17 protein-coding genes are annotated in these 15,286 nt (G+C 67.3%); 10 read left to right on the top strand and 7 right to left on the bottom strand.

Features of this window, described 5'->3' with window-relative positions; translation table 11 throughout:
- Window positions 1-6 precede the first annotated feature (6 nt).
- The 4 genes from V3B25_RS00985 to V3B25_RS00970 all read left to right on the top strand — a co-directional run bounded on the left by V3B25_RS00985 (window position 7) and on the right by V3B25_RS00970 (window position 2,791).
- The gene (locus V3B25_RS00985) at window positions 7-1,377 is read left to right on the top strand and encodes a formimidoylglutamate deiminase (RefSeq protein ID WP_049422109.1); all 1,371 of its coding nucleotides are present in this window, start codon (window positions 7-9) and stop codon (window positions 1,375-1,377) included.
- A gap of 28 nt (window positions 1,378-1,405) precedes the next feature.
- Window positions 1,406-2,134 carry a histidine utilization repressor gene (gene hutC / locus V3B25_RS00980; protein ID WP_049422110.1) on the top strand — a complete coding sequence of 243 codons (729 nt, stop codon included), beginning with the start codon at window positions 1,406-1,408 and terminating at the stop codon, window positions 2,132-2,134.
- A gap of 73 nt (window positions 2,135-2,207) precedes the next feature.
- Window positions 2,208-2,390, top strand: coding sequence for a type II toxin-antitoxin system HicA family toxin (locus tag V3B25_RS00975; protein ID WP_080355371.1), 183 nt, complete (start codon window positions 2,208-2,210; stop codon window positions 2,388-2,390).
- Between the two features lie 8 nt (window positions 2,391-2,398).
- Window positions 2,399-2,791, top strand: coding sequence for a type II toxin-antitoxin system HicB family antitoxin (locus V3B25_RS00970; RefSeq protein ID WP_049422111.1), 393 nt, complete (start codon window positions 2,399-2,401; stop codon window positions 2,789-2,791).
- 119 nt (window positions 2,792-2,910) lie between these two features.
- Here V3B25_RS00970 and V3B25_RS00965 read toward each other — a convergent pair whose 3' ends face one another.
- From V3B25_RS00965 to V3B25_RS00955, 3 genes are all read right to left on the bottom strand, one after another.
- Window positions 2,911-3,918 carry a restriction endonuclease gene (locus V3B25_RS00965; protein ID WP_329809843.1) on the bottom strand — a complete coding sequence of 336 codons (1,008 nt, stop codon included), beginning with the start codon at window positions 3,916-3,918 and terminating at the stop codon, window positions 2,911-2,913.
- A 237-nt stretch (window positions 3,919-4,155) separates the two neighbouring features.
- Entirely contained in the window at window positions 4,156-4,647 is a 492-nt protein-coding gene (locus V3B25_RS00960; RefSeq protein WP_024956383.1) for a phasin family protein, read from the bottom strand.
- Window positions 4,648-4,727: 80 nt separating this feature from the next.
- On the bottom strand, window positions 4,728-5,003 hold the full coding sequence (locus tag V3B25_RS00955; protein ID WP_005417302.1) for a polyhydroxyalkanoic acid system family protein: 276 nt from the start codon (window positions 5,001-5,003) through the stop codon (window positions 4,728-4,730).
- Between the two features lie 125 nt (window positions 5,004-5,128).
- On the opposite strand from V3B25_RS00955, the gene V3B25_RS00950 reads away from it, so the two are divergent.
- The 4 genes from V3B25_RS00950 to aroA all read left to right on the top strand — a co-directional run bounded on the left by V3B25_RS00950 (window position 5,129) and on the right by aroA (window position 9,994).
- Window positions 5,129-5,935 (top strand): FHA domain-containing protein, encoded by an 807-nt coding sequence (locus V3B25_RS00950; protein ID WP_032127717.1) that lies wholly within the window; start codon window positions 5,129-5,131, stop codon window positions 5,933-5,935.
- Window positions 5,936-6,273: 338 nt separating this feature from the next.
- Window positions 6,274-7,359 carry a 3-phosphoserine/phosphohydroxythreonine transaminase gene (serC, locus tag V3B25_RS00945; protein ID WP_329809842.1) on the top strand — a complete coding sequence of 362 codons (1,086 nt, stop codon included), beginning with the start codon at window positions 6,274-6,276 and terminating at the stop codon, window positions 7,357-7,359.
- A 51-nt stretch (window positions 7,360-7,410) separates the two neighbouring features.
- Window positions 7,411-8,610: a prephenate dehydratase gene (gene pheA, locus V3B25_RS00940; RefSeq protein ID WP_014037689.1), complete on the top strand. Its 1,200-nt coding sequence runs from the start codon at window positions 7,411-7,413 to the stop codon at window positions 8,608-8,610.
- A 76-nt stretch (window positions 8,611-8,686) separates the two neighbouring features.
- The gene (gene aroA, locus V3B25_RS00935; RefSeq protein ID WP_329809841.1) at window positions 8,687-9,994 is read left to right on the top strand and encodes a 3-phosphoshikimate 1-carboxyvinyltransferase; all 1,308 of its coding nucleotides are present in this window, start codon (window positions 8,687-8,689) and stop codon (window positions 9,992-9,994) included.
- A 196-nt stretch (window positions 9,995-10,190) separates the two neighbouring features.
- Here the strand turns inward: aroA and V3B25_RS00930 are convergent, their stop codons facing one another.
- On the bottom strand, window positions 10,191-10,763 hold the full coding sequence (locus V3B25_RS00930; RefSeq protein WP_032127721.1) for an energy transducer TonB: 573 nt from the start codon (window positions 10,761-10,763) through the stop codon (window positions 10,191-10,193).
- A 119-nt stretch (window positions 10,764-10,882) separates the two neighbouring features.
- Entirely contained in the window at window positions 10,883-11,521 is a 639-nt protein-coding gene (locus V3B25_RS00925) for an energy transducer TonB (protein ID WP_049399657.1), read from the bottom strand.
- Between the two features lie 113 nt (window positions 11,522-11,634).
- Between V3B25_RS00925 and serS the strand changes: the two genes are divergently transcribed.
- On the top strand, window positions 11,635-12,915 hold the full coding sequence (gene serS / locus V3B25_RS00920) for a serine--tRNA ligase (protein WP_049422117.1): 1,281 nt from the start codon (window positions 11,635-11,637) through the stop codon (window positions 12,913-12,915).
- A gap of 143 nt (window positions 12,916-13,058) precedes the next feature.
- Here serS and V3B25_RS00915 read toward each other — a convergent pair whose 3' ends face one another.
- Window positions 13,059-13,409 carry a ligand-binding protein SH3 gene (locus tag V3B25_RS00915; protein WP_329809840.1) on the bottom strand — a complete coding sequence of 117 codons (351 nt, stop codon included), beginning with the start codon at window positions 13,407-13,409 and terminating at the stop codon, window positions 13,059-13,061.
- Between the two features lie 136 nt (window positions 13,410-13,545).
- Window positions 13,546-14,133: an NAD(P)H-dependent oxidoreductase gene (locus V3B25_RS00910; protein ID WP_329809839.1), complete on the bottom strand. Its 588-nt coding sequence runs from the start codon at window positions 14,131-14,133 to the stop codon at window positions 13,546-13,548.
- 126 nt (window positions 14,134-14,259) lie between these two features.
- Between V3B25_RS00910 and V3B25_RS00905 the strand changes: the two genes are divergently transcribed.
- A complete protein-coding gene (locus V3B25_RS00905) occupies window positions 14,260-15,252 on the top strand; it encodes a LysR family transcriptional regulator (protein ID WP_005410175.1) in 993 nt (330 codons plus the stop codon).
- Window positions 15,253-15,286 lie beyond the last annotated feature (34 nt).

Genomic DNA, 15,286 nt, shown 5'->3' with positions numbered 1-15,286 from the left:
CCAGCCATGTCCGATTCGCGTTCCCCGCACAGTTTCCATGCCGCCCACGCCCTGCTGGTCGAGGGTTGGGCCCGCGATGTCCGCCTGCAGGTGCAGGACGGTCGCATCACGGCGATCAGTACGGGGCAGGGCGCGCAGGCGGGCGACACCCGCGCCGGCATCCTGGTGCCGGGCCTTCCCAATCTGCACAGCCACGCCTTCCAGCGCGGCATGGCCGGGCTGACCGAGATCGGCGGCGGCGACGGTGACAGCTTCTGGAGCTGGCGCGAGCTGATGTATCGCTTCCTGGCCCATCTGCGCCCGGACGCGGTGCAGGCCATCGCCGCCCAGGCCTACATGGAAATGCTGGAAAGCGGCTTCACCCGCGTCGGTGAATTCCACTACCTGCACCACGATGCTGACGGCCGGCCGTATGCCAACCGTGCCGAGATGAGCGCGCGGATTGCGGCGGCGGCCGACCAGACCGGTATCGGCCTGACCCTGCTGCCGGTGTTCTATGCACATGCCGATTTCGGCGGGGCGCCGCCGAATCCGGCACAGCGTCGCCTGATCCACGACGTGGACGGTTTCGCACAGCTGCTGGACGCCACCAAGCCGGCACTGGCCGCGCTGCCGGATGCGGTGCTCGGCATCGCGCCGCACAGCCTGCGTGCAGTCACCGGTGAGGAATTGAGTGCGTTGCTGCCGCTGACCGACGGCCCGGTGCACATCCATATCGCCGAGCAGGTGCGTGAAGTCGAGGCCTGCCTTGCCTGGAGCGGCCAGCGTCCGGTGCAGTGGCTCTACGACCATGCACCGGTGGATGCGCGCTGGTGCCTGGTGCACGCCACCCACATCACCGACGATGAGCGCGCCGCCATCGTGGCCAGCCAGGCCGTGGCCGGCCTGTGCCCGATCACCGAAGCCAACCTGGGTGACGGCCTGTTCCCGATGCAGGCGTTCGCGCGCGAGGGCGGGCGCTTCGGTGTCGGCTCCGATTCCAATGTCCTGATCGATGCGGCCGAAGAACTGCGCCTGCTCGAATACGGCCAGCGCCTGACCCTGCGCGGTCGCAACGTACTGGCCCCGGATGCCACCCGCAGCACCGGCCGCTTCCTGTTCGAAGGCGCACTGCACGGTGGCGCGCAGGCACTGGGCGTGTCCGCCGGCCTGCAGGTTGGCGCCAGTGCCGACCTGGTCGAGCTGGATGCCGCACACCCCGCGCTACAGGCGCGGCAGGATGACGCATGGCTTGACAGCTGGGTGTTCGCCGCACGTAATGGCGCGCTGCGATCGGTCTGGCGCCATGGCCGCCAATGCGTGGCCGAGGGCCGCCACCTGCAGCGCGAGGCGATCACCACCGCCTTTACCGCCGCCCTGCGTGGCGTGCTGGGCTGATCGCCTCCCGCCACCGAGACCCCATTACGTGAAGGCCAGCAAGTCCGCCACGCTCAACCAGCGTATCCGCAGCGATCTGGAAAGCCGCATCCTCAGCGGAGAGTGGGCGCCGGGCTTCCGTATTCCGTACGAGCACGAGCTGATGGAGCAGTACGGCTGCTCACGGATGACGGTGAACAAGGTGCTGACCGCGCTGGCCGAGAGCGGCATGATCGAGCGTCGTCGTCGCGCTGGTTCGTTCGTGGCGCGGCAGCCCCCGCACCTGGAGCAGGTGGCGCTGGAGATTCCCGATATCGCGATGGAAGTGGGTTCGCGTGGCCATCAGTACGCGTATCGTCTGCTGCAGCGCGACCTACGCCTTGCAGATGCCGGCAATGCCGGTGAAGTCGAGCTGGCCGGCAGCGAAATGCTGCTGGCGATGCGCTGCCTGCACCTGGCCGACGGCCGCCCGCTGGCGCTGGAGCACCGCCTGATCAGCCCGGTGGGCGTGCCGGAGGTGCTGGAGGTCGACTTCAGTACCACCGCGCCGGGCAGCTGGCTGCTGCAGAACGTGTCGTGGACCCGCGCCCAGCACCGCATCAGCGCCTGGGGCGCGGACACCGCCACGGCCAAGCTGCTGGACGTGAAGCCCGGCACCGCTTGTCTGGTGATCGAGCGCCTGACCTGGCGCGGCGAACAGCCGATCACCCGTGTGCGGCAGGTGTTCCTCGGCGATGCCTGGGACCTGGTGGCGCGCTTCGCGCCTGGGGCAAGGTAGGGGCGGCCCCGCTCGGGACACGCTGTCGCCTTGAACTCTGTCGGGGCGTGTGTACGATGTGTATCGTCCCCGCATGAAGAGCAGGGGCCTCATCCGGGATCTGGAGGCGGCAGGTTGGACCTGTCGCCGGATTCGCGGATCCCATCATGTATTCGTGCACCCGCAGCACCCTCACATCATCACCGTGCCTCACCCTAGGAAGGATCTGGGGAAAGGGCTGGTGCAGGCGTTGCGGAAGCTCGCAGGACTGACGTAGGAGGGCCCATGCGATATCCAGTCTTGATCGAGGCAGGCGACGAGCGCACCGCGTGGGGTGTGGTCGTTCCGGATCTGCCGGGGTGCTTCTCGGCGGCCGACACGCTTGAGGAGGCGCTCAGCGCTGCCGAGGAGGCTGCGCTCGCCTGGATTGATGCGGCCCTGGATGACGGGCGCTCGATTCCGACACCTTCCGCGCCACAGAAAATCGCCGCCGAGGCATGCAAGGACATTCGTTGGATTCTTGCGTACATCTGCATTGATCCGGCCCTGCTGGACGACACCATCGAGCGGGTCAATATCAGCCTGCCACGCCGGATCCTGGCGAGGCTGGATGCGCAGGCCAGAGCGGCAGGTGAATCGCGTTCCAGTTACATCGCCCATCTCGCGGCATTGGGCTGAGCAGGCGCCATGTAGAGCCGAGCCATGCTCGGCTGCTGTTCGCGCGATGCGCGATGAGTCGAGCGTGGCTCGACGCTACAGAGGCATCCACGCATGGCGTGGATCTACAGACACCCCAATCAATACGTAGCGCACTGCCGCCAGCGTACGGGCTCATCCACGCCAGGGCGGGCGTTGAGCTGGATGCGCACGTTACGTAGGGCGGGGTAGTGCAGCACTTCCTCGCAGACCTGCGGCCACACCGCGTCCAGCTCGCCGGTGCGGTTGATCGCCAGCGTCTGCCGGGTCAGCCAGACACCGCTGGCGATGCCGGGCTTGCCAGCCAAGGCACGGGACAGATCGGCCTGGAAACGCTCGAGCGTGGCGGCATCCGGGTTGGGATTGCTGCGCGCATCGGTTGAGGGCGTCGGCGCAGGCGCCGTGGTCGGCGGTGTGGTGGCGGGGGCCGGCGCCGGTTCGGGCGCCGCTTCAACCGCAGGCGCAACCGGCGCGGGGGCGCCCGTCTCCTCGGCAACGGGCGGAGCGTCCTGCACATGCAGCCCTTGCAGGCTCAGTCCCACCAGCAGGCCCAGCGTCACCGCGGCGAGCGCGGCTATGGCAATGCGGCGCAGGGCTTCATGGCGGGCACTGGCGCGCACACGGGTTTCGATTTCTGCCGGCAGATAGGGCTGCAGCAACGGCCACAGGCGCGGGCCGTCCAGCACCTCGACGGCCTGCTTCTCGGCGGCGCTGCGGCCGTCGCGTTCGATCCGGCCCTCGGTCAGCAGCACGCCGCCCTTGGCGCCGGCCAGGCGCGCGGCCGCCCCCAGTTCGTTCACTGCGGCGGTACCGATGCGGTAGGCCAGGCCGTGCTTGCAGGACACCAGCCACTGGTTGGGACCATCGCTGAGCAGGAAGTCGCTGCTCGGCTCGCGGGACTCCTCGGCCGGGTCGTTCAGTTCACGCAGGCCGCGCTGTTCGCGCAGCATGCGTTTGACCAGCACTGAGAATTCGCGCCAGTGCATGCCAGCCAAGGCCTGCAGGCCGAGTTGCATCTCCTTCTGCCGCCGCTTGATCCACCACAGATAGACAACGGCCAGGGAACAGGTAAGCAGGGCCGACAGCAGGGCCAGGATCCAAGGGAGCATGCAGGAGGTGCGCGGAAGGGGCGAATGCGGAGGACGACAGTGTAAAGGTCGTGCCGCATCGCTGGGTCAGGAGGTTCCTGACAGGAAACGTGATGGCGCGCGCAGATCGGTATACGGCGGGCACGAAAAACCCGCCAATCCTGAAGCCGTGAGGGGAGGGAACAAACGGCAGCCGAAGCGATTGGCGGGTTGCTCGCGATTGTCAATCAAAATTTATTGCATTGCAACAATGGTCGGTCAGGGCACGCTGCCTGGCGACTGATGGCTGCCCGGTGCAGGTGCATCAGCGCCCGAGGCCGCACGGTTTTCCAGCTTGGCCAGCCGCGCGTGCAGGGCGTCGATACGGGCTTCCAGCGCGGTCACCTCGTCCGCAGTGGGGACATGCAGGCGCTTGAGCACGCCCTGCACCTGGTCATCGAAGGCCTTTTCGACCTTGTTCCAGGTGCCAGAGGCCTTCTCGCGGGCCTCATCCAGCGAGGATTCCACGTTGTCGCGCCAGCCCGGGCCCTGTTCGCCGTGGCGTTCACGGCGGCGGGCCTCCCAGGCTTCGCCTTCCTTCACCAGGCCGTCGAAGAAGCGGCTGCCTTCGGCCTGTGCACGGCCCAGGGCGCCCAGGCCGGCCAGCCAGACCTGCTGCGCCGAGTCACTCAGCTTGCGCGAGAAGCGCTCGGCCTGGTCACCGAACGAGGCGTCGTCGTTGCGGCGGTCATCGTTTTCGTACTGGTTCATCGCACTTCCCGTGGGAGTTGGGCCTGCCCCGAGAGTAGCGCGCGATGGCGTTGCACGGCCGTGACGGCCGCCGCCGGGGTTCAGCCCAGCTTTTCCTTCAGCACGCGCTGGATCTCGCCCTCGACCATGCCCTTCATCGCCGACAGCAGGAAGCCCAGCTTGGCGGTCACGCGCACGGCGCCCGGCTGCAGCTCGATCGCACCGTCCACGCCGCTGCCAGAGAAGTTCAGCACGTCGGCGGTCCAGGACGACTTCAGGCCGAAGCGCTCGGACAGCTTGGCGGCGACCTGTTCGATCGCGGCGCGCGCCTGTGCATCGGGCAGGGCGTGGGCGTGGCGGACATCGATGGTGGACATGCAGGCTCCTGGCGCAAAGCGGGGATGATCAATGAGGGCGAGCATTGTGCGCATCGAGGGCCTTCGCGCCAAGCACTCATCGTGGGTTCTTCTTCGTTGGCGACCAACCTGCTAGGCTGCGCCGCGTGCAGAACCTGCTTGTTCACTTCAGCCAACAACAACAGCCCGACCAGCCGCTGCGGCCCGGGGTGCAACGCATCGTGCGCCAGGCCAATGGCAGTGTGAGGCTCGGCGACGCCGGCCACGGAGCCCTGCTGCTGGCACAGTTCTGCGTGGATGATCGCGGCCTCTGGCTGCAGGTCGGCAACGGTATCCGCGGCATTCATGTGAACGGTCGCCCGGTGCGGCGCATGGCGCTGCTGCGTGCGGGCGATGCGGTGTATGTGGACGGCGTGGAAATGGTCCTGCAGGGCGAGGTGGAGAGCCTGCTGCAGGCCCCCGCACCGAACAGCGGTGACGGCACCAATGAGCAGCAGCGCCTGCTGCGCGGTGTCGGTGGCCTGCACCATGGCCGCAGCTTCACGCTGTCGCGGTCCCGCCTGATCGGCCGCGGTGGCGACGCTGACATCGAGATCAATGAGCCGGCCTTCGCCGAACAGCACGCCCGCGTGGAAGTGCATGGCGAGCGCGTGCTGTTGCGTGACCTGGGCAGTGCCGATGGCACACGGGTCAATGGCGTGGCCGTGCGCCACTGCTGGCTGCAGGCAGGCGACCAGGTGGTGTTCGATGGCCAGCACCGGTTCGTGCTGGAAGTGCCGCATGACCCGCGCCGGCGCCCGCTGCCGGATGAAGACGAGTCCAGCCAGGACGCCGAGCAGGCGCCGGTGCTGCCGGCCGCGCCGCGCAAGGTCCGGCGCTGGCCGTGGCTGCTGGTGAGTGCGCTGCTGCTGGCCGCACTGCTCAGCCTGCTGCTCTGGTTCGGCGCGCGCTGATCTGAACCGGCCGTATCCGCTCTGGTAGGTGCCGACCTTGGTCGGCACGCTCCTTCGGCGGGGATGACGCCTGACGGCGTACGCCGACCAAGGTCGGCGACTACCGGGGCATTGCTCCTGGCCTGAGTCCGCTGGATCCGCTCTGGTAGGTGCCGACCTTGGTCGGCACGCTTCTCCGGTGGGCTTGACGCCTGACGGCGTGCGCCGAGCAAGGTCGGCGACTACCGGCGCCTTGCTGGCGGTCAATGGATTCCAATGAAACCAAATTTCCCTTGCGCCACAAGGCCGCAAGGCTGGTGCACTGCGGCATACTAGGGGTCTTGCCCCACAGGTGTGACATGACGCGCGCGTTCAACTTCAGTGCCGGCCCTGCAACCTTGCCGGAATCGGTCCTGCGCCAGGCGCAGGCGGAAATGCTGGACTGGCACGGTACCGGTGCCTCGATCGTGGAAATGAGCCATCGCGGCGCGGAGTTCATGTCCGTGGCCGCCGAGGCCGAGGCCGACCTGCGTCGACTGCTCGATATCCCCGAAGACTATGCGGTGCTGTTCCTGTCCGGTGGTGCCACCACCCAGCAGGCGCTGATCCCGCTCAACTTCGCCACCCCCGGCCAGCGTGCCGATTACGTGGTCAGTGGTCACTGGGGCAAGACGGCGGTCAAGCAGGCCGGTGTCTACGTCGACGTCAACATCGCCGCCAGCAGCGAGGCCGATGGTTACCGCACGCTGCCGCCGCGCGCCGACTGGCAGCTGTCGCCCGATGCCGCCTACGTGCACATCACCGCCAACGAAACCATCCACGGCGTCGAGTTCCGTGATGTGCCCGACACCGGCGGCGTCCCGCTGATCGCCGACTTCAGCTCGTCCATCGCCAGCGAACCGCTGGATGTGCGCCGTTATGGCGTGATCTACGCCGGCGCGCAGAAGAACCTGGGCCCGGTCGGCATCGCGGTGATGATCATCCGCCGCGACCTGCTTGAACGCAGCGGACAACCGCGTGCGGACATTTTCGATTACCGCTCGCACGTCGCCCGCGATTCGATGCTCAACACGCCGCCGACCTGGAACTGGTATCTGGCCGGCCTGGTGTTCAAGTGGATGCTGGCCGAGGGCGGCGTGGCCGAGTTCGCCAAGCGCAATGCCGCCAAGGCAGCGCTGGTGTACGGCGCCATCGACGGCTCCGGCGGCTTCTACCGCAACGAGGTCGCACACGCGGCCCGTTCGCGGATGAACATCCCGTTCTTCCTGCCTGATGCCGAGCTTGATGCCCGCTTCGTCGCCGAAGCCAAGGCCGCCGGCCTGCTGGCGCTGAAGGGCCACAAGGTAGTGGGTGGCATCCGCGCCTCGCTGTACAACGCCATGCCGCTGGCCGGGGCCGAGGCGCTGGTCGCCTTCATGGCCGATTTCCAGCAGCGTCACGGTTGAGCAATGAACGGCGCGCACCGTCGGGTGCGGGCCCCGTAACAAGGAACTCCGATGGCAAGCAGCAAATCCAGCAAGAAGGCGCCAAAGAAGGCCGAACCGGCCAAGGACAGCGCGCCCACCAAGGCGAAGGGCAAGGCCAAGGCCGCGTCGAACCCGGCACCCACCCTGGCGCCGCTGGCGCTGGCCGATGTGCGCTCGAAGATCGACCAGATCGACCGCGACATCCAGAGCCTGATTGCCGAGCGCGCCCGCTTCGCCCACCAGGTCGGCAAGGCAAAGGGCAAGCTCGCCGCCGCCGTCGACTACTACCGTCCCGAGCGCGAAGCGCAGGTGCTGCGCATGGTGGTGGACCGTAATGAAGGCCCGCTCAGCGATGAGCTGCTGGTGCACGTCTACCGCGAGATCATGTCGGCCTGCCTGGCCCAGCAGGAGCCGCTGAAAATCGGCTACCTCGGCCCGGAAGGCACCTTCAGCCAGCAGGCCGTGCTCAAGCACTTCGGCCGCTCGGCGCTGGGCCTGCCGATGGCCAGCATCGAAGAAGTGTTCCAGGAAGTGGAAGCGGGCAACGCCGATTTCGGCGTGGTGCCGGTGGAAAATTCGGGGCAGGGCACCATCCAGATCACCCTAGACATGTTCCTGACCTCCAACCTGAAGATCTGTGGCGAGGTGGAACTGCGCGTGCAGCAGTACCTGATGTCGCGCAGCGGCCGCATCGAGGACATCGAGCGAATCTACGCGCATCCGCAGTCGTTCATGCAGACCTCGGCGTGGCTGCGCGCCAACCTGCCGAAGGCCGAGAAGATTCCGGTATCCAGCAACGCCGAAGGTGCGCGCCGCGCCCGCAATGCCGACGATGCCGCCGCCATCGGTGGCGAGAGTGCCGGCCATGTTTACGGCCTGAAGAAGGTGGTCACCAAGCCGATCCAGAACGATGCCGACAACACCACCCGCTTCCTGGTGGTGGGCCGGAATATCTTCCCGACCTCCGGCCACGACCGCACCTCGGTGCTGGTGTTCATCCATGACAAGCCCGGTGCGCTGTTCGACGTGCTCAGTCCGTTCGCCCGCCACGGCATCAGCATGAACCGCATCGAGTCGCGGCCGTCGCACCACGGCAAGTGGGAATACGGCTTCTTCATCGACCTGGCCGGCCACATCGACGATGCGCCGATGCAGGCCGCGCTGGCCGAACTGGAAGCGCACTCGGCACAGATCAAGGTACTCGGCTCCTATCCGGTGGCCGTGCCCTGAGTGCTGCGGCGGCGGCCACGGCCGCCGCTCCCTGATGCATCGCCGGCGCTGCCGGCGTTTACGGAACGATCGAACGATGAGCAACGCGCAACACTGGATCGCCCGCAAGGGCCAGCCGCTGCAGGGCAGCCTGACCATTCCCGGCGACAAGTCGGTCTCGCACCGCTCGGTGATGTTCGCCGCGCTGGCCGATGGCACCTCGCATATCGAAGGTTTCCTGGAAGGCGAGGACACCCGCGCCACTGCGCGCATCTTCAGCCAGCTGGGCGTGCGCATCGAAACCCCCAGCCCGTCGCAGCGCATCGTGCACGGCGTCGGTATCGACGGCCTGAAGGCGCCGGATGCGCCGCTGGACTGCGGCAACGCCGGTACCGGCATGCGCCTGTTGGCCGGTCTGCTGGCCGGCCAGGCATTCGACTGCACGCTGATCGGCGATGAGTCGCTGTCCGGCCGCCCGATGCGCCGTGTCACCGGCCCGCTGTCGCAGATGGGCGCGAAGATCGACACCCAGGAAGACGGGACGCCGCCGCTGCACGTGCATGGCGGGCAATCGCTGCACGGCATCGACTTCGCCTCGCCGGTGGCCAGCGCGCAGATCAAGTCGGCGGTGTTGCTGGCAGGCCTGTACGCGCAGGGCGAAACCCAGGTGACCGAACCGCACCCGACCCGTGACTACACCGAGCGCATGCTGTCCGCGTTCGGCGTGGACATCGAATTCTCGCCGGGCAAGGCGCGCCTGCGCGGCGGCCAACGCCTTCGTGCCACGGATATCGTGGTGCCGGCCGACTTCTCGTCTGCGGCGTTCTATCTGGTGGCTGCCAGCATCATTCCGGGCTCCGAGCTGCGCCTGAAACAGGTCGGCCTGAACCCGCGCCGCACCGGTCTGTTGCATGCGCTGCGCCTGATGGGTGCCGACATCACCGAAGAGAATCCGGCCGAGCAGGGCGGTGAACCGGTGGCGGACCTGGTGGTGCGCTATGCCCCGCTGAAGGGCGCACGCATTCCGGAAGCACTGGTGCCGGACATGATCGACGAGTTCCCGGCGCTGTTCGTGGCCGCTGCGGCCGCCGAAGGCCAGACCGTGGTCAGCGGGGCCGCCGAACTGCGGGTAAAGGAATCTGATCGTCTCGCCGCGATGGCGACCGGCCTGCGCGCGCTGGGCATGCAGGTGGACGAAACCGAAGACGGCGCCACCCTGCACGGCGGCGTGCGCCTGGGCAGTGGCACCATCGAAAGCCACGGTGACCATCGCATCGCCATGGCCTTCGCCATCGCCGGCCAGATCAGTGACGGCGAAGTGCGCATCAACGATATCGCCAACGTCGCCACCTCCTTCCCGGACTTCGATGGCCTGGCGCGCAGCGCCGGGTTCAATCTGGCCTGAAAGGCCACGCCCGGCGGATGACGTAACCCGGTGGGTGCCAACCTTGGTTGGCACGCTCACATCACCCGGTAGGTGCCGACCTTGGTCGGCACGCTCATATCACCCGGTAGGTGCCAACCTTGGTTGGCACGCCTTTCCGCATAAAAAGACGGAGGCCGAAGCCTCCGTCGAAACATCACGAACCCCTCGTCCGCGATCAACGCTGCTCGGTACGGAAATCCACCGGGACCCGCACCACGCTTGCTACTGCGCGGCCGTCATGCACCGCAGGCTGGAACTTCCAATTCTGCACGGTGTTCAGCACCGCACGGTCCAGGTCGCGGCTGCGCTCGCCGCTGCGCGAAACGATCGCAGCGTTGGCGACATTGCCACGGGTATCAACATTCAGGCTGGCGATCACGCTGCCCTGCACGCCACTGCGCAGTGCGGCAGCGGGGTAGGTGGGCATGCGGTTGCTGGCCAGAGGGCGTGCTTCGCGATTACGCGCGACCGGCGCAGTCTTGTGCTGGCTGGAGGCCGGGGCGGCCTGGCGCGTTGCAGGTGCTGCTGCATCGGTCACCGCAGCCTGCTCAGGGGCGGGCAACATGCGCTCACCGACCGGTGCCGGCGCCACATCCTCCTGGTTGGAATGGCGCAGCCACAGCAGGGCGGCCGCAAACATCGCCACAATCAGCGCGATCCACATCCAGGGCGACGTGGGCTTGTGCTGCACGCTCGAATCCTGCTGCAGCTGCGGCGAATGAAGGTCTTCGTGGGTGGTGGCAGTCATCGCAAACTCCTTCCGTCAACTGACGACGTGGGAAGTGTTGCCCGAGCCATGGACGGGAAGTGTCAGCGCTGCGTCAACGCCACCGGCAGGGTTCAGTTTGCTTGCCGGGAAGCGTTCAGTTACTGCGTCTTGAAGTCGAACGGCACTTCAATGCTGCCGGGCACGGCCTGGCCATTGCTCTGCGCCGGGGTGAAACGCCAGCGGCGCACCGCGTCGGTGGCGGCACGGTCGAGGTCGCGTGAACCACTGCGCTGGATCACTGTGGCGTTGTTGGGATAGCCGGTGGCGTCCACGTCTACGCGTACCACCACGGTGCCGGTTTCGCCGGCGCGCAGGGCGGCGGCGGGGTACGACGGCGGCGGCGACTGGCCGGCAATCGGCATCGGCTGGCTGTTGCTGGTCGCAGCCGGCGCAGCGCCCGGGGCGGCCGGGGCCGGCTCGGCGATCGGGGCGGGTGGCGGCGGAGCGGTTTCGACCAGCTTCGGCGCTTCTTCCTCCACCGGTGCCGGCTTGGCGTCAGGCATGTCGCTGGAACCGGCCGCAGCGGCCAAGGGTTCCGGCAGGGGCTCGACCTGGGCGGTTTCCTGCGGGGTCTGTGCGGCCGGGTCGGCGCGGAAGAACTCCTTGTCACGGCCGGTCAGCCAGACCAGCACGAACAGCAGCACGCCCACGCCGAAGGCGATGCCGGCGATCTTCAGGGCGTTGCGCGGGATATGCACAGTGAACGACTTGGCGGACGACGAGCGGGGTGCAGACATGGACCGGACCAGTACGGAATAGCCCGATTCTGCCACGCCGGGAATGAACCGGGCGGCAGAAATCCGTATAACAAGCGATAATCCCGTTCCTGATACCCACCACGACACCTGCCATGCTTGATCCAGCCCTGCTCCGCCACCAGCCCGCCGACCTCGCCGAACGCCTGCGCACCAGCCGCGGCTTCGAGCTCGACGTGTCTGCCCTGGAGTCCCTGGAGGCCGATCGCAAGCGCATCCAGGTGCGGACCCAGGAGCTGCAGAGCCTGCGTAACAGCCGTTCCAAGGCCATCGGCCAGGCCAAGGCCAAGGGCGAGGACGTCTCGGCCATCATGGCCGAGGTCGCTGCCTTCGCCGACGAGCTGAAGGCCTCGGAAGTGGCGCTGGACGAGCTGCGCGAGAGGATCGACGCCATCTCGATGGGCATTCCGAACCTGCCGGCCGATGACGTGCCGGCCGGTGCCGACGAGAACGACAACGTCGAACAGGCGCGCTGGGGAACCCCGCGTCAGTTCGACTTCAAGGTGCTCGATCACGTCGAACTGGGCGCCCGCAATGGCTGGCTGGACGGCGAAACCGCCGCCAAGCTGTCCGGTTCGCGCTTCACCGTGCTGCGCGGCCCGATCGCGCGCCTGCACCGTGCGCTGGCCCAGTTCATGGTCGACCTGCACACCGGCGAGCACGGCTATGAGGAAACCAACGTGCCGCTGCTGGTCAACGCCGATTCGCTGCGTGGCACCAGCCAGCTGCCGAAGTTCGAGGACGACCTGTTCAAGACCGCCGTGGGCGACTCCACGCGCTACCTGATCCCGACCTCGGAAGTACCGCTGACCAACATCGTGCGCGACGAGATCGTCGACGCCGAGCGCCTGCCGCTGCGCATGACCGCCCACTCGATGTGCTTCCGCGCCGAAGCCGGCAGCGGCGGCCGCGACGTGCGCGGCATGATCCGCCAGCACCAGTTCGAGAAGGTCGAGCTGGTCTCGATCAGCCGCCCGGAAGACAGCGACGCCGAACACCAGCGCATGACCCGTTGCGCCGAAGTGGTGCTGGAAAAGCTGGGCCTGCCGTACCGCAAGGTGCTGCTGTGCACCGGCGACATGGGCTTCTCGGCGGTGAAGACCTACGACCTGGAAGTCTGGCTGCCGTCGCAGGAGACTTACCGCGAGATCTCCTCGTGCTCGAACTGTGGTGACTTCCAGGCCCGCCGCATGCAGGCCCGTTGGCGCAACCCGGCCACCGGCAAGCCGGAACTGGCGCACACGCTGAACGGCTCGGGCGTGGCCGTTGGCCGCGCGATGATCGCGGTGATGGAGAACTACCAGAACGCCGACGGGAGCATCACCGTGCCGGAGGCCCTGCGCCCGTACATGGGCGGCCTGGAAACCATCGGCTGATAGCCTGATGGGGTGGGTGCCATGCTTGCATGGCACTGCTCTGGCTCTGGTGGGTGCCATGCTTGCATGGCACCGCTGTGTCTCTGGTGGGTGCCATGCTTGCATGGCACCGTATCCACGCCATGCGTGGATGAACCCCACGATCACTCCACAACCCGCACCTTCTCCAACGGCACCCATCCCGGGTCGCCGGCCTCCGGCACGCACCATGCCCAGCCATTGAGCGTGCGCACCCCGCGCAGCAGCTGCCCGGGATCCACATCCAGCTCCCGCGCGCAGTAATCCTCCGTGGCAAACCCGCCACCCTGCGCATCGCGGCCGATCACCGGCCCCGGCACGAAACCGGGCTGCTGGCCCTCTGCCTCGCACAGGAACCAGTCTTCCCAGCCTTCGGGCCCTTCATAACGTTCGACCACCACCAGCGCTTGGCCGCGGCGCAGGGTGATCGGGTGCGGAAACTCGCTGCGGTGCGCAGTCGTCACGATGTAGTCCATGCCGCAAGCCTAGCGCGTCCAAAAGAAAACGGCCCCGCAAAGCGGGGCCGCCAAGGTGGGCCGGGATGGGGGAGGGGATCCCGGCCCGCGTTCAGCGCCCAGACGAGGAGAGAGGGGCGCTGAACGTTGGAACGCGTTACGCAGCGACGGCTTCATCCGTTGCGTGCGACGGCAGTGCTGCCAGCGCGCCGGCAATGGCGTCTTCACGGTGCTGCGGCGAGTAGGCGATGCCCTCGGCGCGCACGAACTCGACCTCGTTGATGCCCATGAAGGCGAACACCTGGCGCAGGAACGGCTCCTGGAAGTCGGCCGGCGAGTCGGTGTAGATGCCGCCGCGGCTGCTGGCGATGATCACCCGCTTGCCACCGGCCAGGCCCACCGGGCCGTTCTCGGTGTACTTGAAGGTGCGGCCGGCCACGGCCACGCGGTCGATCCAGGCCTTCAGCGTGGAAGGAATGCTGAAGTTGTACATCGGCGCGCCGATCACCACGATGTCGGCCTCCAGGAACTGCTGCATCACCTGTTCAGCATCGGTCGCCTCGGCGGCATCGGTCCTGGCCAGCGAGCTGCTGCGCAGATGCGGTACCGGATTGGCGTCAAGATCGCGATAATCGACCTGCAGGCCATCGATCTGGCCGGTGAAGCGGGCGACCACGGCCGCCGACAGCTGGCGCGAGACGGAATTGTCGCCAAGCACGCTGGCGTCGAGATGCAGAAGCTTCATGGCAGTCACCTATGTTCTGGGAGGAAGGGGCGGGGTGCCCCGCCGACGGAGAGAACGATAGGTTGTTGCAAAGGCGGGATAAAGGTGGTTGAATGCCACGTATTGTTCTAGATATGGAACTCGGGCATGCATGACCTGAATGATCTGTACTACTTCGCGATGGTGGTCGACCATGGCGGATTCGCCGCCGCCGAGCGCGCACTGGGTATCCCCAAGTCGCGCCTGAGCCGCCGCATCAGCCAGCTGGAAACCGACCTGGGCGTTCGCCTGCTGCAGCGCTCCACGCGTCGTTTCGCCGTCACCGATGTCGGCACCAGCGTGCACCGCCACGCGCAGACGATGCTGGCCGAGGCACAGGCCGCACGCGAAGTGGTGGACCGCCTCAGCGCGGAACCGCGCGGCGTGGTGCGCGCCAGCGTGCCGGTATCGCTGGCGCAGATGCAGCTGCCCAAGCTGCTGCCCAAGTTCCTTGAGCAGTACCCGAAGGTGCGCCTGCAGTTGAACATCAGCAACCGCCGCGTGGACATCATCAATGAAGGCTACGACGTGGCCCTGCGCGTGCGCTCGCGCCTGGACGACGATGGCAGCCTGGTGATGCGCAGCTTCGGACAGGTGCAGGAACTGCTGGTGGCCAGCCCGAAGTACCTGGATCGCGCCGGCCGGCCGAAGGATCCTGAAGAGCTGACCCAGCACGTCACCCTCAGCATCAGCGAAGACGAGGCCCGCCAGCGCTGGGAGCTGCACGGCCCGGAAGGCGAAGTGCGCCGGGTCGACCTGCAGCCGCGCGTGGCCGGTTTCGACTTCCCGCTGCTGCAGAGCATGGTGAAGGACGGTTTCGGCATCACCATGCTGCCGGAAACCGTGTGCGCCGATGCCGTGCGCAACGGCGAACTGGAAGTAGTGCTGCCGGACTGGTCGCTGCCGCAGGGCGTGTGCCATGCCGTGTTCGCCTCGCGCCGCGGCCTGCTGCCGGCGGTGCGCGTGTTCATCGACTTCCTGGCCGAGCACCTGCCGCCGCAGCTGGAGGCCTCGCGCCTGGATTGCGGTGGCGCCTGTGAAAAGGCCAAGGAGCGGATCAAGGCCAGTGCGCTGGGCGCGTTGGCGGTGGATGCGGGCTGAGGCACCTGGCCGCAACCGCACCGCCAATCTGTGA

The sequence above is a fragment of the Stenotrophomonas sp. SMYL8 genome (assembly GCF_036320065.1).
GTDB lineage: Bacteria > Pseudomonadota > Gammaproteobacteria > Xanthomonadales > Xanthomonadaceae > Stenotrophomonas > Stenotrophomonas maltophilia_A.
The sequence above is the reverse complement of the archived record's forward strand: the minus strand, read 5'-3'. Positions and strand labels throughout refer to the sequence as shown.